This window comes from Rhizobium sp. CB3171, from assembly GCF_029714265.1.
Classification (GTDB): domain Bacteria; phylum Pseudomonadota; class Alphaproteobacteria; order Rhizobiales; family Rhizobiaceae; genus Rhizobium.
Window position 1 is genome coordinate 1327539 of record NZ_CP121652.1, and the last position, 19490, is coordinate 1347028.

Consider the following 19490-nt stretch of genomic DNA (forward strand, 5'->3'; position numbering starts at 1 on the left):
CCTAAAATAACGTCGTCGTGAATGGGGCGCTGATCCCCATTGATGACATGACTGCCGGGTTGTGCGACGCGCCGATTTCTGGCACGTTTTACAGAGGAGATGGTGGGGGAATTTGCCGGTTAGCGGTGGCGACGGAACGGAGTTTTCGAACGGCGAATGACGGAAAAACCCATCAAAGTGTCTGTGGCAACGCGGATCAGAAATAATTTCCTGGCGGGCCTGATTATCTGCGCGCCGATCGCCATTACGCTCTGGCTCACTTGGTCTGTGGTCCACTGGGCCGATAGCTGGGTCAGGCCCTATATTCCGGCCCGCTATGATCCCGAAAGCTATCTGAACTTCGCGGTTCCCGGTACCGGCCTGGTGATCGCGATGATCTTCATCACGATCGTTGGTTTCCTCGCCAAAAACCTCATCGGTCAGAGCATCGTCCGTTTCGGCGAATCGATCGTTCATCGTGTGCCGCTGGTGCGAACGATCTATAAGAGCGTGAAGCAGATTTTCGAAACCGTGCTGAAAGAGCAGGGCACGTCTTTCAAGAAGGTTGGCCTAATCGAATATCCGAGCCCCGGCCTCTGGTCGATGGTGTTCATATCGACCGATGCCAAGGGTGAAATCGCCTCCAAGTTTAACGCCATGGGGCATGACATGGTGGCCGTTTTCCTGCCGCCGACGCCGGTGCCGACAGCCGGTTTCCTGGTTTTCGTTCCGCGTGAAAAGATCACCATTCTCGACATGAGCCCGGAAGACGGCGCCAAACTGCTGATCTCCGGCGGATTGGTCTCACCGGAATATCGGGAAAAGCTGATCGGCAAAGAACTGCCTCCGCCGGCGCCTGTTCCCGCAAAGACTTTGTCTTAGAGCCAGCCATTTCCTGATCTCCCCCTCTATCGCCCACGCGTTTGGGGCGAGTTGTCATGTCCTTATCATGTTGCCGTCTTAGACCGTTTGCCGGAAAGGCAATCGGGCGCATCTCATTGTCGAATGTCTGGGCTCAGTGGAGCCGGACGTATCGTTCGACGCGGCTTCAGGCCGGGTCTGGAGGTGAATGCCGTTCCAGCCAAAAGGGCTTTTTCATCAGGAGGATATTGCCATGAAAAATGTGCATTCAATGACTTTGCCGCTGCTCTCCGTAGCGCTCGCCACTTTCATTTTCGCTGCGCCGGCCGCAGCCCTCGCCGATAATTCCGTTACCGTCGGCAGTGTCACGCTGGTCAACAAGGGCCGCGTCGCCGTCGGCCGCATCCCGGCCAATCAGCGCGACAAGTTCGGCGAGACCTTCGGCTCCGGTTCGGGCATGTCCATCGACACCAAGAGCTGGGTGCGCAATGCCGATGGTTCCTACAAGGGTTCGCTGTGGCTGCTGCCGGATCGTGGCTATAATGCTGTCGGCACTACCGACTATCGTCCGCGCCTCAACACCGTCGAGATCCAGTTGACGCCGGTTGCTCCGGGCGCAACACCGCCGGCCGGCAAGGAACAGTCTGGCGTCGTCGCCAAGCTTGCCGACACCATACTGCTGACCGACAACAAGGGCGCCGATACGACCGGTCTCGACCCTGCTAACGGCACTCGCCATCCGGAAGGCAGCATGCCGCTGCTGCCTCAAGCGCCGAACGGCAAGATCTCGCTCGACAACGAGGCCATCGCCCGTCTGTCCGACGGTACGATGTTCATCAGCGATGAATATGGCCCCTATATCTACCGCTTCTCCGCTACGGGCCTAATGATGTCTGCCACCCAGCCGCCGGCTGCACTGCTGCCGATGCGCAATGGCGCGGTGAACTTCGCTTCCAACAATCCGGGTCCGGGCGAAACGGCTCCCGATCCGAAGGATCCGACGAGCGGCCGCCAGAACAACCAGGGCCTCGAGGGCATGTCGATGACCCCGGACGGTAAGTTCCTGATTGCCGTGCTGCAGTCGGCAACCCGCCAGGATGGCGGCGATTCCAGCTCGACCCGACAGAACACCCGCGCGCTGATCTACGATGCCGCTGATCTGGCGCATCTGAAGCTCGTGCATGAATATGTCGTGCCGCTGCCGGTCTTTAAGGACGACAAGGGCAAGACGCTCGTCGCTGCCCAGAGCGAAATCGTGGCCCTGTCGCCGACAAACTTCCTGATGCTCGCTCGCGATAGCGGCAACGGTTACGGTGTGAAGGGCGATAAGTCGCTTTACCGCAGCATCAATGTCGTCGATGTCTCGGCGGCCACGGATATTGCCGGCAGCAAATTCGATGCCGACACGGCGCTCGCTCCCAAGGGCGTTCTCGATCCGTCGGTAAAGCCGGCTGCGGTCAGCCAGTTCATCGATATCAACGATAGCGCCGATCTGGCTCGTTTCGGTCTCCACAATGGCGCGCCGAACGATCGCAACAACCTCTCCGAAAAGTGGGAGGCCATGTCGCTCGTCAGCGTGCAGGATCCGAAGCTGCCGGATGACTACTTCCTGTTTGTCGCCAACGACAACGATTTCCTCACCCAGGACGGTTTCCAGGTTGGCGCGGCCTATAAGGGCGATGGCGGAGGCGATGTCGACACCATGTTCCAGGTGTTCCAGGTGACGATCCCCGGCCTGTCGGCCAAGTAACGGCCTTTTGATCTGGATGGACGCGATTGCCGCGTCCATCCACCTATCCCGCCCTAAGGAACCGGATCGCCTCGTCGCGGCGGAAAAGATAGAGCAGGGTGCGCACCGCCATGCCGCGCTCGCCCGTCAGCTCGGGATCGCGCTCAATGAGATAGGCGGCGTCCTTACGAGCGATTTCCAAGAGATCGGCATGGGCTTCGAGGCTGGCGATGCGGAAGCCCGGCGTGCCCGACTGGCGCGTGCCAAGCAACTCACCCTCGCCACGCAGCTTCAGGTCTTCCTCGGCAATGCGGAAACCGTCCTCGGTGTCGCGCATGATCGAGAGCCGCGCATGGCCGGTTTCGCCGAGCGGGCCTTTATAGAGCAGGATGCAGGTAGACGCCTCGTCGCCACGCCCGACGCGCCCACGCAACTGGTGCAACTGCGCCAGGCCGAAACGCTCGGCATGCTCGATCACCATGATGGTCGCATCCGGCACATCGACGCCGACCTCGACGACAGTCGTAGCAACCAGCAGGCGGATCTCGCCATTCTTGAAGGCCATCATCACGGCATCTTTTTCCGGTCCGCTCATGCGGCCGTGAATGAGCCCGATCCCGGGTCCGAGCGCCTTGGTCAAACTTGCGTGCCGCTCCTCGACCGACATTAAATCGGATTCTTCGGTTTCCTCCACAAGTGGGCATATCCAATAGGCTTTTTTGCCTTCGGATAAAGCGCTCTTTAGCCGTGAAACGATATCGTCGGTTCGCTCGGTCGGAATGGTGATCGTCTGGATCGGCTTGCGTCCGGCGGGCTTCTCCGTGAGCTTGGAGACATCCATGTCGCCGAAGGCGGCGAGCACAAGCGTCCGCGGAATCGGCGTTGCCGTCATGACCAGCATGTGGGGCGAGATGCCCTTCGCCGTAAGCCGCAAGCGCTGATGTACGCCGAAGCGGTGCTGCTCGTCGACGACGGCCAGCATGAGATTGGCGTAGCTCACGCTGTCCTGAAAAAGCGCATGCGTGCCGATGACGATCTGCGCTTCGCCGGAGGCGATACGTTCCAGGATGGCGTCGCGCTCGCGGCCCTTGGTGCGCCCGGTCAGCACTTCGACGGAGAGATTGGCACCGGCCGCGAATTTCGAGATCGTCGCATGATGTTGCCGCGCCAGAATTTCGGTCGGCGCCATCAATACGGCCTGGCCACCGCTTTCGATGACGGCGGCAATCGCCATCAGCGCCACCAGAGTCTTGCCGGCGCCGACGTCGCCCTGCAGCAGCCGCAGCATGCGCTCCGTTCCGGCCATGTCCTTGAGAATATCGGCGACGGCCTCCCTCTGACTGTTTGTCATCGAAAAGGGAAGGGATTCCAATATGTTCCGGCTGATTCTTCCTGAGGGATGCACGGGCTGGCCAGCAACCTTGCGCAGACGCTGCCGCACGAGCGACAGTGACAATTGCCCGGCCAGGAATTCGTCATAGGCAAGCCTGCGGCGGGCAGGCGCCTGGGGATCGATATCGGCGGCATCCCGCGGCGCGTGCAGCATGTGAAAGCTGTCTGTGATGGAGGGGAAGCCCTGCTTCTGCGTGAGCGCCGCATCGTCCCATTCCGGCAGTTGCGGCATGCGCGTCATCGCCGCTTCGATGGTCTTGCGCAGGAATTTCGGCGAGAGCCCGGCGGTCAGGGGATAGACCGGCTCGACAAGCGGCAGGTTCTCCGCCTCGCTTTTGCGCATGATGTAGTCCGGATGCACCATCGACGGGCGGCCGTTGAACCAGTCGACCTTGCCGCTGACGGTCACTACCTCATCGATCGGCAGTTGCTTTTCCAGCCATTGCGCCTTGCCCCGGAAGAACACCAGACCGAGTTCGCCGGTTTCGTCATGCAGGAAGACGCGATAGGGCACATTGCTGCGTGGATTCGGCGGCGGCTGATGGCGGTCGACGCGGCCCGTGATGGTGACGATCGTGCCCTGGGGCGCGCGAGCAATGCCCGGCTGCTCGCGCCGGTCGATGATGGAATGCGGTGCATGGAAGAGCAGATCGATGACGCGGCAGTCGTCTATGCTCTCCCGATCGAGCAGCTTCACCAACAGTTCGGCAAGCTTCGGCCCGACGCCGGGCAGCGAAGAGACGGAAGCAAAGAGTGGATCGAGCACGGCGGGACGCATGGCCGGCAAAATGCGACGGGGAGGGTGGCTTGGCAAGGCCTGACGGTCATGCTGGCCTTTTCGAGGCGCACACTCCCCGGAAAATTGCACGCCGCATGCTTTTTTCCGAAAAACCGGTTCCCACCTTTCAAGGCTGGTTTTATAGAGACGCATCAACATAAAGGTGTTTTTGATGACTGGGCTGACTCTCAGCAGTGCCGATCTCGATCCCCGCCGCCGGCGCATTCTGTTTCGCTGTTGGCATCGCGGTATCCGCGAGATGGATCTTGTGTTCGGTCAGTTCGCCGACAACGAATTGCCCGGGCTTGCCGAGGCCGATCTTGATGAACTCGAGCGCATCATGGCCGAGGAAGATAACGATCTCGTCAAATGGATACTCGGAACGCAGCCGGTGCCGGAGCATCTACGGACGCCGCTATTTGCGCGCCTTGCCGCCTATAAGCCCGATTTCGAGCAGATCGCCGAAAAGCTTGGGATAACCAGATGATCCCTGGTTTCGACGCGAAGAAACTGATCGCGGCAAGCGAGCCGCTGACGATCGGCCACGTTCCCGCCGGCCTGGAGCCTTTCCTGCTGGCTGAACTGGCGAGAACCGGCCAACCGGTTGCCTATGTCATGTCCGACGGCCAGCACATGGCCGATGTCGAACAGATGCTCGGCTTCATCGCGCCCGAAATTCCGGTATTGACGCTGCCCGCCTGGGACTGCCTTCCCTATGACCGCGTTTCGCCAAGCTCCGATACCTCAGCCCGCCGTCTGGCGGCACTCTCAGGCCTCATCGCCCACCATCACAAGCCGCATGCGGCGATCGTCCTGGTGACGGTCAATGCTATGCTGCAGAAGGTCGCGCCGCAGGATGTGATCGAAAGCCTGGCCTTCTCGGCCCGGCCGGGCAATCAGGTGCGCATGGACGACATCGCTAGCCGTCTGGAGCGCAATGGCTTCGATCGCGTTGCGACCGTGCGCGAAGTCGGCGAATATGCCGTGCGTGGTGGTATCCTCGATGTCTTCGTGCCGGGCACGGAAGAGCCGGTGCGCCTCGATTTTTTTGGCGACACGCTGGAAAGCATCCGCAGCTTCGATCCCGCCAGCCAGCGCACCACCGGCCAGATCCGCTCCCTCGATCTCAATCCCATGAGCGAGGTAACGCTGACGCCGGATACGATCAGCCGCTTCCGCAAGAACTACCTTTCCGCCTTCGGCGCCGCGACACGCGACGACGCGCTCTATGTCGCCGTCTCGGAAGGCCGCCGCTATGCCGGCATGGAACACTGGCTACCGCTGTTCTACGAGAAGCTGGAGACGGTTTTCGATTATCTCCGTGGCTTCCGGCTCGTCACCGACCATACAGTGCGCGAAGCCGCCGAGGAGCGCTCCAAACTCGTTTTCGACTATTACGATGCCCGTCTGAATTCCGGACAGGCGGCCAAGGGGCAGATGTCGCAGGGTACGCCCTACAAGCCCGTAACGCCCGGCCAGCTCTATCTTGACGGCGGCACCTTCGCCAAGGCGCTCGATGCCTTCGATGCCATGCGCATCTCGCCTTTCAATGAACACGAAGGCGAGGCCCGCCGCGTCGTCAGCGTCGACGCCCGGCAGGGGTCTCGCTGGGCGCGGTCCGCGACCGAGAGTGCCGACAGCGAGCGCGTCAACGTCTTCGATGCCGTCGTCAAGCATATTGCCGACAAGCGGGCTGCGGGCGGCAAGGTGCTGATTTCAGCCTGGACCGAAGGTTCGCTCGATCGCCTGTTGCAGGTGTTGGCCGAACACGGGCTGGCTCGCGTCAAGACAATCGAGGCTTTCAAGGACCTCAACACCCTGGCGAAAGGCGAGGCGGCTGCGGCCGTGCTGAGCCTGGAAGCAGGCTTCGAGGCTGGCGATCTCATCGTCATCGGCGAGCAGGACATTCTCGGCGACCGCATGGTGCGCCGCTCCAAGCGCCGCAAGCGCGCCGCCGATTTCATCTCCGAAGTGGCCGGTCTCGACGAGGGCTCGATCGTCGTTCACGCCGAGCACGGCATCGGCCGTTTCGTCGGTCTGCGCACCATCGAGGCCGCCGGCGCGCCGCATGCCTGTCTTGAGCTACAGTATGCGGACGAGGCCAAGCTGTTCCTGCCGGTCGAAAACATCGATCTCCTGTCGCGCTACGGCGGCGAGGGCACCGAGGCGCAGCTCGACAAGCTTGGCGGCGGCGCCTGGCAGATGCGCAAGGCCAAGCTCAAGAAGCGCCTGCTGGATATGGCGGGCGCCCTGATCCGCGTCGCGGCAGAACGGCTGACGCGGCATGCGCCGGTGCTGACCTCGCCGGAAGGGCTCTATGACGAGTTCGCCGCGCGCTTCCCCTACGACGAGACCGAAGACCAGATGAACGCCATCGATGCGGTGCGCGACGATCTCGGCGCCGGCCGCCCGATGGATCGCCTCGTCTGCGGCGACGTTGGTTTCGGCAAGACGGAAGTGGCCCTGCGCGCCGCCTTCGTGGCCGCCATGAACGGCGTGCAGGTCGCCGTCGTCGTGCCGACGACGCTGCTTGCCCGTCAGCATTTCAAGACCTTCTCCGAGCGTTTCCGCGGTTTGCCGATCCGTGTGCAGCAGGCTTCGCGCCTCGTTGGCGCCAAGGATCTGGCACTGACCAAGAAGGAAGTGGCCGACGGCAAGACCGATATTGTCGTCGGCACGCATGCGCTGCTCGGCGCCGGCATCCAATTCGCCAATCTAGGCCTGCTGGTCATCGACGAAGAACAGCACTTCGGCGTCAAGCATAAGGAGCGCCTGAAGGAGCTGAAGAGCGACGTGCATGTGCTGACGCTGTCGGCAACGCCGATTCCGCGCACGCTGCAGCTTGCCATGACGGGCGTGCGCGAACTGTCGCTGATCACTACGCCGCCGGTCGACCGTATGGCGGTGCGCACCTTCATCTCGCCCTTCGATTCGCTAGTCATCCGCGAAACGCTGATGCGCGAGCACTATCGCGGCGGCCAGAGCTTCTATGTCTGCCCGCGTCTGGCCGATCTCGCCGACATCCACGCCTTCCTGCAGTCCGATGTGCCGGAGCTGAAAGTGGCCGTCGCCCATGGCCAGATGCCTGCCGGTGAGCTCGAAGACATTATGAACGCGTTCTATGAAGGGCGCTATGACGTGCTGCTCTCGACGACCATCGTCGAATCCGGTCTCGACGTGCCAACGGCCAATACGCTGATCGTCCACCGCGCCGACATGTTCGGCCTAGCGCAGCTCTATCAGTTGCGTGGCCGCGTCGGCCGGTCGAAAGTGCGCGCCTTCGCCCTGTTCACCCTGCCGGTCAACAAGGTGCTGACGACGACGGCGGAGCGCCGCCTGAAGGTGCTGCAGTCGCTCGATACGCTCGGCGCCGGCTTCCAGCTTGCAAGCCACGACCTCGATATCCGCGGCGCCGGCAATCTGCTGGGCGAGGAACAGTCCGGTCATATCAAGGAAGTGGGCTTCGAGCTTTATCAGCAGATGCTCGAAGAGGCTGTCGCCGAGGTCAAGGGCATCGACGAGATCCAGGATACCGGTTGGTCGCCACAGATTTCCGTCGGCACGCCCGTCATGATCCCCGACGATTACGTGCCGGACCTGCACCTGCGCATGGCGCTCTATCGCCGTCTCGGCGAGATCACCGAGATCAAGGAGATCGACAGTTTCGGTGCCGAAATGATCGACCGCTTCGGCCCGATGCCCATCGAAGTGCAGCATCTTCTGAAGATCGTCTATATCAAGTCACTCTGCCGCGTCGCCAATGTCGAAAAACTCGACGCCGGCCCGAAGGGTGTGGTCGTGCAATTCCGCAACAAGGAATTCCCGAACCCCGCCAACCTCGTCGGCTATATCGCCAAGCAGGGCACGATGGCGAAAATCCGCCCCGACCAGAGCGTATTCCTGACGCGAGATCTTCCGACGCCGGAAAAGCGGCTGCAGGGCGCGGCTGTGGTTATGACGCAGTTGGCGGAATTGGCGAAGTAGACGGGAGGCTCATCAGTCGCCTTTGCGGCTGATGAAGAGCCCCGTTTCCTTCTCGGTTTCAAGCACGCCGTTACCAGCCTCGAACGCCTCGGCAATTGCCTTGCGAAATTCGGCAAGCTGCGCCTCGTCGGCCTCATCGCCGGGAGGATAGGAGGTGAGGGCGCGGTACACGTCTTCCGGCTCCGTCACGCGAAGGCGAGCCGGATGCTCGGTCATCCTGACATTTCCGAATTGGCTCTGCATGAGCCGTTCAGCGGCATCGTAGCCGAAGGCCGCGCCGGCGGGGTCATAGGGCGGGCTGCCGAATACGGTGGTCAGCTCGTACATCTTGCGCATGTTGCCGGCTCCGTTGGTCGTCACTGCGAGGAAGCCGCCCGGCTTCAGCACGCGATGCATTTCCGCGATGGCTTTGAAAGGGTCCGGCAGGTGATAGAACATATGCATCGCGATGACGGCATCAAAGGAGCCATCCGCAAAGGGCAGGGCCGCAGCATCGGCCCGCTCACCAGTGACGCCGGCAAAGGGCAATGCCCTGCATCGCTCCATGGCTTCTTGAATCATGCCGGGAGAAAGATCGGCAAGCGTCAGGTCCAGATTTGCCGGTAGTGACGCGACCGTTGCCGCCCAGAACCAAGCGGGGCCACAGCCGATATCGAGAATGCGATCTCCGGATTTCAACGGAAGCTGCTGGGCGACCCATGGAAACCAGCCGATTTCTGCAACGGCATATTCGCTGTTCAGCCGGCCGCGCGCAGCCAGCTTTCTGCTATCCGCATATTGCTTGTCATTGACAGAGGTTATCGACGACATATCCGGTTGTCTCCCGATCTGGTGCCGAAAATCCCGCGTTTTTCCTTCTAGCGCAGCCCCGAAACATGCAAGTCTCAGCGGTCCGCCAATTGCGATCCGCAGCCTACAATAGACGCCTGTTGAACGCCAACTCTCTTTATGGTTGGCTTATTATAGCGTTCCGGCGAAGGCCGCTGCAGCCAGCAATACGCCTGTAAGAATGTTCGCCAGAAACAGTCGGTAATTCACCTCGGGGCGCGAAAGATCGAGGCGCCAGGTCTGCCAGCAGAGATGTGCGGCGATGACAAGCATCCCGATGACGTAGGGCAATGACATGCCGACCATCCATCCACCAACCGACCATGCTGCAACGGTCATGGCGTAGAACAAGCCGATACACGCCTTGCCGTGCTTACCAAACAGGATTGCGGTCGATTTCAAGCCTAGTCGCCTATCGTCGCGAACATCGACATAGGCATAAACGGTATCGTATCCGATCTGCCAGGCGATAGCTCCGAGCCACATCAGAAGCGCACCGGCCGGGATCTTGCCGATGACCTCCGACCACGCCATCAGCATTCCCCAATTGAATGCCGCGCCAAGAACGGCCTGAGGCCAATATGTGAACCGCTTGCAGAGCGGATAGACAAAGACGAGCGGCAAAACGCAGATTGCGACGAGGCGTGTATAGGGCGTCAGGAAGAACAGAAGCGAAGCCGCCAATGCGAGTTCCGCTACAAGAAACATGAGCGCCTGTGGCACGCCGATCTGCTCGCTCGCCAAAGGTCGAAAGCGGGTCCGTTCCACATGGCCGTCGAACTTCCGATCCGCAATGTCGTTGACCGTGGAGCCTGCGCTCCTCATCAGCAATGCGCCGAGCGAGAAGATGAACAGATGCCGAAGGTCCGGAAAGCCTTGCGAGGCTTGGATAAGCGCGGCCCAGCACGGGAAAAGAGTGAGCCATATGCCGACCGGGCGATCCAGCCGTGCGAGCCGCGTATAGGGTCTCAATGCCGAAGGCAACAGGCGATCCACCCAGTCGCCTAGCTTTATATCGCTTAAATCGGGGCGGGCAGAAGCGCTCATCATCCAAATCCGGCGGCTAAATTGAGGACGCAAAATAGAGGCTTTTGCGCATGCTGCAACAGCCGGAAGCGGCCTGCGCCAATTTGGCCTGGACATCGCCGACGACATCCACCGCCCAACGCCAAAGCCCCAATCTTCCCTCAGTTCATCCCAGCCCGCGCCTCGGCCTTCATCTTGGCGATATCGCGCAGCGCCCCAACCAGCACATCGGGTGTCTGCGCGCCGCTCACGGCATATTGCTGATCGAAGATGAAGAAGGGGACGCCGGTGACGCCGATCTTCTGGGCGGCGTCGATTTCGCCGATGATGAGAGCGCGATCCGCATCCGAGGCGAGCAGGGTGGCGATGACGGAGCGGTCGAGCCCGGCCTTTTCGGCGATATCCAGCAGCACGGCATGGTCGCCGACATTGCGGCCTTCCTCGAAATTGGCCTTGAACAGGGCGCTGACCACCTTTTCCTGCTTCTCGCGATCCTCCGTTCCCGCCCATTGGATGAGGCGATGGGCGTCAAGGGTGTTTGGGCCGATCTTGATCGCGTCGAAATCGAAGTTGATGCCCACTTCGCGGCCGAGATCGGTCAACATCTTGTGCCCCTGCGCGACACGCTCCGCGCCGCCAAGCTTCTGCTCAAGCGCCTTCTTCTGGTCGACGCCTTCGGGCGGATAGTCGGGATTGAGGCGATACGGTCGCCAGTTGATATCGACGCCCACTTCGTCCTGCACTTCGGCGATTGCCAGCTCCAGCCGGGCCTTGCCGAGATAGCACCACGGACAAACGACGTCCGAGACGATATCGATCGTGATGCGTTCCATGGCTCAATCCTTCCACTCTATGGGGCTTCAAGGTCCCATCTAGGCCGGTTGGCTGGCAGCTTCAACCGGTTACCGAAAAGGAACCGGGTAAACATCTGCCGGCAAAGGCGTTTTATTGCACCGACGCATCCCACCAGACGGGCAACTGATAACCGTAGAGCGGCAGGACATCGGGATGAGCGATGCGGCTGCGCCGCGCCACCCATTGCTGGTCGATATGATAGAGCGGCACGAGGTAATAGCCAGAGATCAGGATGCGGTCGAAGGAGCGCACGGCATCGCGGAAATCCTCGGCCGAGTGGGCCGTCAGGAAATGCGACATCAGCGTATCGACATCCGGGTCGGCGACGCCCGCAAAATTGAAGCTGCCTTCGGTCTTGGCGGCGGTCGAGCTCCAGCGCCCGAGCTGTTCGGTTCCCGGCGACAGCGACGAGGGATAGGACTTGATGATCATGTCGTAGTCGTAGCTGATCGTGCGGCGCTGATATTGCGAATCATCGACCGTGCGGATCGTGACCGCAACGCCAAGCAGGGCCAGCGACCGGCGGTAGGCGATCGCGATGCGCTCCTGGTCGGCGTTCTGGGTCATGATCTCGAAGCTGAGTTGACGCCCGGCGCTGTCGACCATCTTTTCGCCCCGGATTGTGTAGCCGCCTTCCTTGAGCAGATTTACGGCCTTGCGCAGGATAGCACGGTCGCGACCGGAACCGTCGCTGACGGGCAGCTTGTAGGTGCCATCAAGCACATCGCGATCGATGCGATCCTTGATCGGGCCGAGCATGGCGAGTTCATGCGCATCCGCGGGCACACCGAACGACGAGAGGTCGGAGTTTTGCCAGTAGCTTTCGCTGCGCGTATAGGCGCTCGAGGAAAGGTTCCGATTCACCCATTCGAAGTCGAAGGCTAGCGTCAGTCCCTGCCGAACCTTCTTGTTGGCAAAAATCGGCCGCCGCGTATTGAAGACAAAGCCGAACATGCCGCTTGGCAGCTTCGGCCTGAAGACGTCCTTGATGATAGCGCCTGAAGTCACGGCCGGGAAATCATAGGCCGCCTGCCAATGGCCCGGACTGCCGTCAGGATAGATGTCGATATCGCCTTTCTTGAAGGCTTCGAACAGCGTGGTCTCCTGCAGGAAATAATTGACGGCGATCTCGTCGTAATTGTCGACGCCAACCTTCGACGGAATATCCTTGCCCCAATAATCGGGATTGCGCTCAAAGACGATGCGTTGACCGGGATCAATGCTCTTGACCCTGTAGGGGCCGGAGCCGATCGGGATGCTGAGCGTCGTCCGATCGAAACTGTCAGGGTCTGTCGCGTGCTTCGGCAGGATCGGCAGCGATGATGCGATAATCAGTGGCGTTTCGCGATTGGCCTTGTCGTTGAAGCGGATCAGCACGCTATGATCGCCGACCTTCTCGACGCTGCCGACAGTGTCGAGCCAGGAGGAAAACGGCACCCGCCCCTTGTCGTGCAGCAGTTGGAACGTGAAAATCACATCCTCGGGCGTCACCGGCTGCCCGTCCGACCATTTGGCGTTTGGATTGAGGTTGAACCGGATATAGCTTCGGCTGTCGTCCCATTCGGCCGTTTGGGCCAGCAGACCGTAGAGCGTGAAGGGTTCGTCGCGCGAGCGCTGCATCAGCGATTCGTAGATGAGATTGCCGAAATCCGGATCCCACATGCCCCGCGCAGTCGTGCGCATGCTCTTCAGAATAAAGGGATTGAGATTGTCGAAGGTGCCGACGACGCCATAGTTGATATGGCCGCCCTTTTTGACGTTCGGATTGACGTAGGGAAAATGCGTATAATCCGCCGGCAAGGCAGGATCTCCATGCATCGCGATGCCATAGAGCGGCTCGGCGGCCGCCGCACTGCAGAATGCTGAGAAGAACAGGAAAATAGCGATCCGGAGCGCTTGCATGGCATCCTTTCCGGTAAGGGGCATGATTCTGCGGAACCTTATCATGAGAGTGCCGAATCCAACACGCGCCCACCGGAATTCTTGGATCTTGACAGAAAAGACCAAAGAAAAGCTGGATATCCGCGCCCGTGCGATGTAACAGGAGTGCCGGGTTTCCCGGGTCATGCATTTGCCTTAATCTTTCGACAGGTGGACGGCGGTTTGACCCGATTGGCATGGGGCGGCAGGCTGTCGTCCCGCATCGGATTTCAGGAGGCGGTTTCGCTATGACGTTCAAGACTGACAACAAAATGCGGGCAGGACTCTCTGCTCTGGCTCTCATGATCGGTGCAGCGCTTCCGGCTGCTGCTTTCGCTCAGGATGCCTCGGATGCAGCTCCCGCTGACGGTGGCGCCAACGCCAACCAGCCGCGCCTCGGCTGGTACAAGACCTGCACCAAGCAGGACGACGCCGATATCTGTATCGTTCAGAACCTGATCATGGCCAACAACGGCCAGTTGGTGACCGCAGTCGGCCTCATCTCGGTCGACGGCAAGGTCAACCGCAAGATCCTGCAGATCTCCGTTCCGACGGCACGTCTGATCGCTCCGGGCATCACCATGCAGGTCGACGGCGGCAAGGGCCAGAAGATCGACTACGCTGTCTGCCTTCCGGACAAGTGCACGGCCGAAGTCCCGCTGACCGACGCCATGATCGCGGCCCTGAAGAAGGGCACCGACGTGACCTTCACCTCGATCAACTTCCGTCGCGCTCCGAACCCGATCAAGATCTCGCTCGACGGCTTCGGCGCTGCCTATGACGGCGCAGCGATCTCCGACTCGAAGCTGGCCGAAAGCCAGAAGAGCCTGCAGGACAGCATGCAGAAGAAGGCCGAAGAAGCCCGCAAGAAGCTGGAAGACGCTCAGAAGGCCGCAAAGCAGCAGTAAGCCGCAGCGCTTTCAAGATTTTACAAAAAAGCCCGGCTCTGCGCCGGGCTTTTTTGTAATGGCCATAAGTCCAAAAACACGAAAGGGAAGACGTTGGGAGCGTCTTCCCTTCGAAAACTTGCATGAAATTGACGCTTAGTGGGCGAAGCTCATCTTGGGCTTGAACTCGCCTGTAGGCGCTTTATCGAAGATCTGAGCAATCTGCGGGTTACGAAGCGGGACACCGCTCTCGTCGCTGATCAGGTTCTGCTCGGACACGTATGCGACATATTCCGTCTCGTCGTTTTCGGCGAGAAGGTGGTAGAAGGGTTGGTCCTTGCTGGGCCGCACTTCTGCCGGAATGGAATTCCACCATTCTTCAGTATTGGCGAATTCCGGGTCGACGTCGAAGATGACACCGCGGAAGGGAAACATCCGGTGCCGAACCACGTCGCCTATGTTGAATTTTGCGTAGCGTTCTTTCATGGCGCGACTTCCTTTCAAGCAATCATGTGGTGAATTCCACCGCCGATATCAAGGATTCTGCCCCGATTCCTTCATTCAGTTGTCACATTCGAACAACGCTGTTCGCCCTACATTGTTCGATTGCGCGATACACGAATTGTAATGTCCAGCAAGGCAGCCGTGACCGAAAATACGTCTGCCTCACGCTTGCCAGCAAGCAAAAGCCCCGGCTGACCGAGGCTTTCGCCTCGGTTCTTATGCCGAGTAATACATGTCGTATTCGACCGGATGCGGGGTCATTTCGAAGCGCATGACTTCCTGCATCTTCAGTTCGATGAAGGCATCGATCTGGTCGTCGTCAAAGACGCCGCCGGCGGTCAGGAACTTGCGGTCCTTGTCCAGGCTTTCGAGCGCTTCGCGCAGCGAGCCGCAGACCGTCGGGATCTTCTTCAGCTCCTTCGGCGGCAGGTCGTACAGGTCCTTGTCCATGGCCTTGCCCGGATGGATCTTGTTCTTGATGCCGTCGAGGCCGGCCATCAGCATGGCGGCAAAGGCGAGATAGGGGTTGGCGGTCGGGTCGGGGAAGCGGACTTCGACGCGCTTTGCCTTGGGGTTTGAGCCGAACGGGATGCGGCAGGAGGCGGAGCGGTTGCGGGCCGAATAGGCGAGCAGAACCGGAGCCTCATAGCCCGGCACGAGACGCTTGTAAGAGTTCGTCGACGGGTTGGTGAAGGCGTTGATCGCCTTGGCATGCTTGATGATGCCGCCGATGTAGTAGAGGCAGCTCTCGGAGAGGCCTGCATATTCATCGCCCGCGAAGGTCGGCTTGCCGCCCTTCCAGATCGACTGGTGAACGTGCATGCCCGAGCCGTTGTCGCCGAAGATCGGCTTCGGCATGAAGGTTGCCGTCTTGCCGTAGGCATTGGCGACCTGGTGAACCACGTACTTGTAGATCTGCATCTTGTCGGCGTTGCGCACCAGCGTGTCGAACTTTATGCCAAGTTCGTGCTGAGCGGCCGCGACCTCGTGGTGATGCTTTTCGACGACGACGCCCATCTCGGCGAGAACCGTCAGCATTTCCGAACGCATGTCCTGGGCACTGTCGACCGGCGGAACCGGGAAGTAGCCGCCCTTGACGCGCGGACGGTGGCCGAGGTTGCCGGTTTCATAATCGGTGTCGTCGTTGGACGGCAATTCGCTGGAGTCGAGCTTGAAGCCGGTGTTGTACGGATCGGCCTTGTACTTGACGTCGTCGAAGACAAAGAATTCGGCTTCCGGACCGAAGAAGGCGGTGTCGCCGATGCCGGATGCCTTAAGATAGGCTTCGGCCTTCTTTGCGGTGCCGCGCGGATCGCGGTTGTAGGCTTCGCCCGAGACCGGATCGAGAATGTCGCAGAGGATGACCATGGTGGACTGCGCGAAGAACGGATCCATGTGAACCGTTTCGGTATCGGGCATCAGCACCATGTCGGATTCGTTGATGGCCTTCCAACCCCCAATCGAGGAGCCGTCGAACATCACGCCGTCGGCGAACATGTCCTCGTCGACGCAGACGACGTCCATCGTGACATGCTGCAGCTTGCCCTTGGGATCCGTGAACCGCAGGTCAACGAACTTGACGTCGTTATCCTTAATTTGTTTGAGAATTTCGCTTGCGGTCGTCATTAAAATTACTTCCCTTGACTTAGATGACGATTACGAGCCTGGCCGCAACAGCCGGGCGGTTAGATGGCGTCTATACCTGTTTCTCCGGTGCGGATTCGAATGACCTCTTCCACATTGGAGACGAAAATCTTTCCGTCGCCGATCCGGCCGGTCTGCGCAGCCTTGCGGATGGCGTCGATCACCGCTTCCGCATTCTCGTCCGCCAATACGACTTCGACCTTCACCTTAGGCAGGAAGTCGACGACGTATTCGGCGCCACGGTAAAGCTCCGTGTGGCCTTTCTGACGACCGAAGCCCTTCGCTTCCGTGACAGTGATGCCTTGCAGACCGACTTCTTGAAGGGCTTCCTTCACTTCGTCCAGCTTGAAAGGCTTAATGATCGCTTCGATCTTTTTCATGAGAAAATGTCTCTCCGCTTCTCCCGTTACAGCAGGACCATTCCCCGCTTGCCCAACCTGATGCACGTATCATGCCAGTTCACAGAGGCCTGCCGTAAAAAATCTCGGCGAATTGGCGCCGAGACCCCGGATTGATGAGGATTTTTCGGAAAAATGGAAGCGTTTTCGCACCGAAACGCGTGAGATGAAGCAAAATTTTGCAAAAAAGTGCTGTATTTCTCACAATTGTACTTCAAGCGCATTTTGAGTGCGTTTGCGTAATTATTATGCAAATGCATTCTGATTGAGCAAATGGTGCCTCGAAATCATGGTTGTTTTTCAGGCAGGTTTCGCATTCAATGATGGCCATCATGATGTCACCGCTCGCCGATCTGCTTCTTTCACCCGAGGATATGGCCGCCGTCGATCGAGCGGCCGCCGCGTCTGGCATCGACTCCTACGGACTTATGGAAAGAGCAGGCCAGGCGGTGGCCGCGAGCGCCCTGCGGCATTTCCCCCAGACATTGCGATTTATCGTGCTCTGCGGCCCCGGCAACAATGGCGGCGACGGCTACGTCGCGGCGCGTGCCCTGCGGCAAACCGGCGTGGAGGTCCAACTCTTTCACCTCGGCGATCCCAAAACGCTGAAAGGCGACGCTGCCCGGGCCTTTGGGGAGTGTCCGGTTGGTGGCGAGACACTCGGGCGCTATTCGCCGCGCCCGGGAGACGTCGTCATCGACGCCATTTTCGGCGCCGGCCTCTCCCGTCCCGTCCCCGATGAGGTAGCGGCGATCATCGCGGAGATTGCTGAGGCTCATATTCCCGTTATTGCCGTCGACTTGCCCTCCGGTCTCGATGGTCGCAGCGGCCAAGTGCTGGGTGCCGCTTTTCGCGCCGTGCGTACAGTCACGTTCATGACCCGTAAGCCTGGTCACCTGCTAATGCCGGGGCGCGATCTTTGTGGCGTGCTGGAAGTTTTCGACATCGGCATTCCCGCGCGCATTGTCCGTGCCCATGCGAACGGCCTGATCGCGGAAAACACGCCGGCGCAATGGCAGGCCGACCTGCCGGCGGCTGCCACGGATATCCACAAATACAAGCGTGGCCATCTGGTGGTCTTTTCCGGCGGAGCGACCGCTACGGGCGCAGCGCGCATGTCGGCCATGGCGGGGCTTAAGGCGGGGGCAGGGCTCGTCACCATCGCCTCCCCGGAACAGGCGCTGATGGTCAACGCGGGACTGTTGACGGCAATCATGCTGCACGGGGTCGACGATGAAGCTGCGTTACGCGCTTGGCTCACCGACCAGCGCCTCTCGACGTTCGTCCTCGGCCCTGGCTTCGGCGCCGGCGAGAAAGCCAGGCAATTCGCATTGGCCGTGAGTGACCGCCATCTGGTCCTGGATGCCGATGGCATCACGTCGTTTCGCGATGAACCCCAACGCTTGTTCGATGCTTTCGCCAATGGCCCGACGCGGCTGGTGTTGACGCCGCATGAGGGGGAGTTCGCGCGCTTATTTCCCGATATCGCCGCCGATGAGGCGTTGAGCAAGGTCGAGAAGGCGAGGGCAGCGGCGGCGCGCGCTCATGCCGCCATCATCTACAAAGGCGCCGACAGCGTCATTGCCGCTCCCGACGGCCGAGCCTTGATCAATGCCAATGCGCCGCCCTGGCTTGCCACCGCCGGCTCCGGCGACGTGCTTGCAGGCATCATCGGCGGACTTCTGGCACAGGGCGCGTCTGCGTTCGAAGCGGCGGCGGCTGGCGTTTGGCTGCATGGCCTGGCCGGACAGCGCGCGGGAAAAGGGCTGACGGCCGAAGACCTCGTTGCCCGTGTCGCTCCCTTTTGAAAACAACTATTTCGCCACTTCCTCCTGCAGCGCGATCGCGCCATGCGGAGCATTGACCTTGCCCTCATGGATCATGAAGGCAAAGACGTCGCGAGGCTCAGCCTTGACCTTGCGGGTCTCATCGATCAACGGCAGGTCATCGGGTATCTTGCCTTCGGCCCATGTTTGCAACCGCTTCGCCCAAGCCTTCAAATCTTTCGGCGGATAGCAGGTCTTGATATCGTCGGAGCCCTTCTGCAGACGGGCATAGACGAAATCGGCGGTCACATCCGCGATCATCGGATATTCGAAATGCTCAGCGCAAACCGGCGCGATATTGTATTTGGCGAGCAGAGCGATGAATTCCGGCACCTTGAACGAGTCATGCCTGACCTCGACCACGTGTTTCAGCGCCAAGCCGTCCTGCTTATCCGGCAGCAACTTCAGGAATGCCTCGAAGTCATCCGGATCGAATTTCTTCGTCGGTGCGAATTGCCAAAGCAGCGGCCCAAGATGATCGCCCAATTCGCTGATGCCGGAGTCGAGGAAGCGCTGCATCGACTCTCCCGCTTCGGAGAGCACGCGCCGGTTGGTGACGAAACGTGTCGCCTTGAGAGAGAAGATGAAACCATCCGGCACATCGGCAGCCCATTTCGCAAAAACCTCCGGCTTCTGCGTGCTGTAATAGGTGCCGTTGACCTCGATCACCTTCAGCCTGCGGCTGGCGAAATTGAGCTCGTCCTTCTGCTTGAGCGTGTCGGGATAAAATGTCCCGCGCCAGGGCTCAAAGGTCCAGCCGCCGATGCCGGTTCGGATCGTACCTGCAGTGGTCATTCTCTCCTCCATTGATCGGCTAGTGCATGTCGCGCAAAAGTGTGCAGCGGTTTTGCGATAACGACATGCACAAAACCAAAAACT

Annotated in this window: 15 protein-coding genes; 6 read left to right on the forward strand and 9 right to left on the reverse strand. The window is 60.1% G+C overall.

Going from position 1 to position 19490, the window contains the following annotated elements:
- Positions 1 to 156: 156 nt before the first annotated feature.
- Positions 157 to 861, forward strand: a complete 705-nt coding sequence (locus QA648_RS06595) for a DUF502 domain-containing protein (RefSeq protein ID WP_104823043.1) — start codon at positions 157 to 159, stop codon at positions 859 to 861.
- 250 nt (positions 862 to 1111) lie between these two features.
- Positions 1112 to 2590, forward strand: coding sequence for an esterase-like activity of phytase family protein (locus QA648_RS06600; protein WP_283051239.1), 1479 nt, complete (start codon positions 1112 to 1114; stop codon positions 2588 to 2590).
- Positions 2591 to 2633: 43 nt separating this feature from the next.
- Here the strand turns inward: QA648_RS06600 and recG are convergent, their stop codons facing one another.
- Positions 2634 to 4739 (reverse strand): ATP-dependent DNA helicase RecG, encoded by a 2106-nt coding sequence (recG, locus tag QA648_RS06605; protein WP_283050347.1) that lies wholly within the window; start codon positions 4737 to 4739, stop codon positions 2634 to 2636.
- Positions 4740 to 4911: 172 nt separating this feature from the next.
- On the opposite strand from recG, the gene QA648_RS06610 reads away from it, so the two are divergent.
- Positions 4912 to 5226, forward strand: coding sequence for a succinate dehydrogenase assembly factor 2 (locus QA648_RS06610; protein WP_283050349.1), 315 nt, complete (start codon positions 4912 to 4914; stop codon positions 5224 to 5226).
- Positions 5223 to 8723: a transcription-repair coupling factor gene (mfd, locus tag QA648_RS06615; RefSeq protein WP_283050351.1), complete on the forward strand. Its 3501-nt coding sequence runs from the start codon at positions 5223 to 5225 to the stop codon at positions 8721 to 8723. Before QA648_RS06610 ends, mfd begins: the two co-directional genes overlap by 4 nt.
- A 12-nt stretch (positions 8724 to 8735) precedes the next feature.
- Here the strand turns inward: mfd and QA648_RS06620 are convergent, their stop codons facing one another.
- From QA648_RS06620 to QA648_RS06635, 4 genes are all read right to left on the reverse strand, one after another.
- The gene (locus QA648_RS06620) at positions 8736 to 9533 is read right to left on the reverse strand and encodes a class I SAM-dependent methyltransferase (RefSeq protein ID WP_104823047.1); all 798 of its coding nucleotides are present in this window, start codon (positions 9531 to 9533) and stop codon (positions 8736 to 8738) included.
- A gap of 150 nt (positions 9534 to 9683) precedes the next feature.
- Positions 9684 to 10598 carry a 4-hydroxybenzoate octaprenyltransferase gene (gene ubiA, locus QA648_RS06625; protein ID WP_283050354.1) on the reverse strand — a complete coding sequence of 305 codons (915 nt, stop codon included), beginning with the start codon at positions 10596 to 10598 and terminating at the stop codon, positions 9684 to 9686.
- Between the two features lie 140 nt (positions 10599 to 10738).
- Complete coding sequence (locus QA648_RS06630) at positions 10739 to 11410, reverse strand: DsbA family oxidoreductase (RefSeq protein ID WP_104823049.1); 672 nt, start codon at positions 11408 to 11410, stop codon at positions 10739 to 10741.
- Between the two features lie 112 nt (positions 11411 to 11522).
- Positions 11523 to 13334: an extracellular solute-binding protein gene (locus QA648_RS06635; RefSeq protein ID WP_283050355.1), complete on the reverse strand. Its 1812-nt coding sequence runs from the start codon at positions 13332 to 13334 to the stop codon at positions 11523 to 11525.
- Positions 13335 to 13600: 266 nt separating this feature from the next.
- Here QA648_RS06635 and QA648_RS06640 point away from each other — a divergent pair, with 266 nt between their 5' ends.
- A complete protein-coding gene (locus QA648_RS06640) occupies positions 13601 to 14260 on the forward strand; it encodes an invasion associated locus B family protein (RefSeq protein ID WP_104823051.1) in 660 nt (219 codons plus the stop codon).
- Positions 14261 to 14395: 135 nt separating this feature from the next.
- On the opposite strand, the gene hspQ is transcribed toward QA648_RS06640, so the two are convergent.
- From hspQ to QA648_RS06655, 3 genes are all read right to left on the reverse strand, one after another.
- Entirely contained in the window at positions 14396 to 14725 is a 330-nt protein-coding gene (hspQ, locus tag QA648_RS06645) for a heat shock protein HspQ (RefSeq protein ID WP_104823052.1), read from the reverse strand.
- Positions 14726 to 14959: 234 nt separating this feature from the next.
- Positions 14960 to 16369, reverse strand: a complete 1410-nt coding sequence (gene glnA / locus QA648_RS06650; protein WP_104823053.1) for a type I glutamate--ammonia ligase — start codon at positions 16367 to 16369, stop codon at positions 14960 to 14962.
- Positions 16370 to 16428: 59 nt separating this feature from the next.
- Positions 16429 to 16767, reverse strand: a complete 339-nt coding sequence (locus tag QA648_RS06655) for a P-II family nitrogen regulator (protein ID WP_003539626.1) — start codon at positions 16765 to 16767, stop codon at positions 16429 to 16431.
- Between the two features lie 350 nt (positions 16768 to 17117).
- Here QA648_RS06655 and QA648_RS06660 point away from each other — a divergent pair, with 350 nt between their 5' ends.
- Positions 17118 to 18593 (forward strand): NAD(P)H-hydrate dehydratase, encoded by a 1476-nt coding sequence (locus QA648_RS06660; protein ID WP_283050375.1) that lies wholly within the window; start codon positions 17118 to 17120, stop codon positions 18591 to 18593.
- A 6-nt stretch (positions 18594 to 18599) separates the two neighbouring features.
- Here the strand turns inward: QA648_RS06660 and QA648_RS06665 are convergent, their stop codons facing one another.
- The gene (locus tag QA648_RS06665; protein WP_283050377.1) at positions 18600 to 19406 is read right to left on the reverse strand and encodes a DUF72 domain-containing protein; all 807 of its coding nucleotides are present in this window, start codon (positions 19404 to 19406) and stop codon (positions 18600 to 18602) included.
- Between the last annotated feature and the right edge of the window lie 84 nt (positions 19407 to 19490).

What these genes read in the sequence shown, in the direction of transcription:
- QA648_RS06665 (WP_283050377.1), bottom strand. Translation starts at nt 19,406, where the DNA reads ATGACCACTGCAGGTACGATCCGAACCGGCATCGGCGGCTGGACCTTT.
- glnA (WP_104823053.1), bottom strand. Translation starts at nt 16,369, where the DNA reads ATGACGACCGCAAGCGAAATTCTCAAACAAATTAAGGATAACGACGTC.
- recG (WP_283050347.1), bottom strand. Translation starts at nt 4,739, where the DNA reads ATGCGTCCCGCCGTGCTCGATCCACTCTTTGCTTCCGTCTCTTCGCTG.
- QA648_RS06640 (WP_104823051.1), top strand. Translation starts at nt 13,601, where the DNA reads ATGACGTTCAAGACTGACAACAAAATGCGGGCAGGACTCTCTGCTCTG.
- QA648_RS06630 (WP_104823049.1), bottom strand. Translation starts at nt 11,410, where the DNA reads ATGGAACGCATCACGATCGATATCGTCTCGGACGTCGTTTGTCCGTGG.
- QA648_RS06600 (WP_283051239.1), top strand. Translation starts at nt 1,112, where the DNA reads ATGACTTTGCCGCTGCTCTCCGTAGCGCTCGCCACTTTCATTTTCGCT.
- QA648_RS06635 (WP_283050355.1), bottom strand. Translation starts at nt 13,334, where the DNA reads ATGCAAGCGCTCCGGATCGCTATTTTCCTGTTCTTCTCAGCATTCTGC.
- QA648_RS06610 (WP_283050349.1), top strand. Translation starts at nt 4,912, where the DNA reads ATGACTGGGCTGACTCTCAGCAGTGCCGATCTCGATCCCCGCCGCCGG.
- QA648_RS06660 (WP_283050375.1), top strand. Translation starts at nt 17,118, where the DNA reads ATGATGTCACCGCTCGCCGATCTGCTTCTTTCACCCGAGGATATGGCC.
- hspQ (WP_104823052.1), bottom strand. Translation starts at nt 14,725, where the DNA reads ATGAAAGAACGCTACGCAAAATTCAACATAGGCGACGTGGTTCGGCAC.
- QA648_RS06655 (WP_003539626.1), bottom strand. Translation starts at nt 16,767, where the DNA reads ATGAAAAAGATCGAAGCGATCATTAAGCCTTTCAAGCTGGACGAAGTG.
- QA648_RS06620 (WP_104823047.1), bottom strand. Translation starts at nt 9,533, where the DNA reads ATGTCGTCGATAACCTCTGTCAATGACAAGCAATATGCGGATAGCAGA.
- QA648_RS06595 (WP_104823043.1), top strand. Translation starts at nt 157, where the DNA reads ATGACGGAAAAACCCATCAAAGTGTCTGTGGCAACGCGGATCAGAAAT.
- mfd (WP_283050351.1), top strand. Translation starts at nt 5,223, where the DNA reads ATGATCCCTGGTTTCGACGCGAAGAAACTGATCGCGGCAAGCGAGCCG.
- ubiA (WP_283050354.1), bottom strand. Translation starts at nt 10,598, where the DNA reads ATGAGCGCTTCTGCCCGCCCCGATTTAAGCGATATAAAGCTAGGCGAC.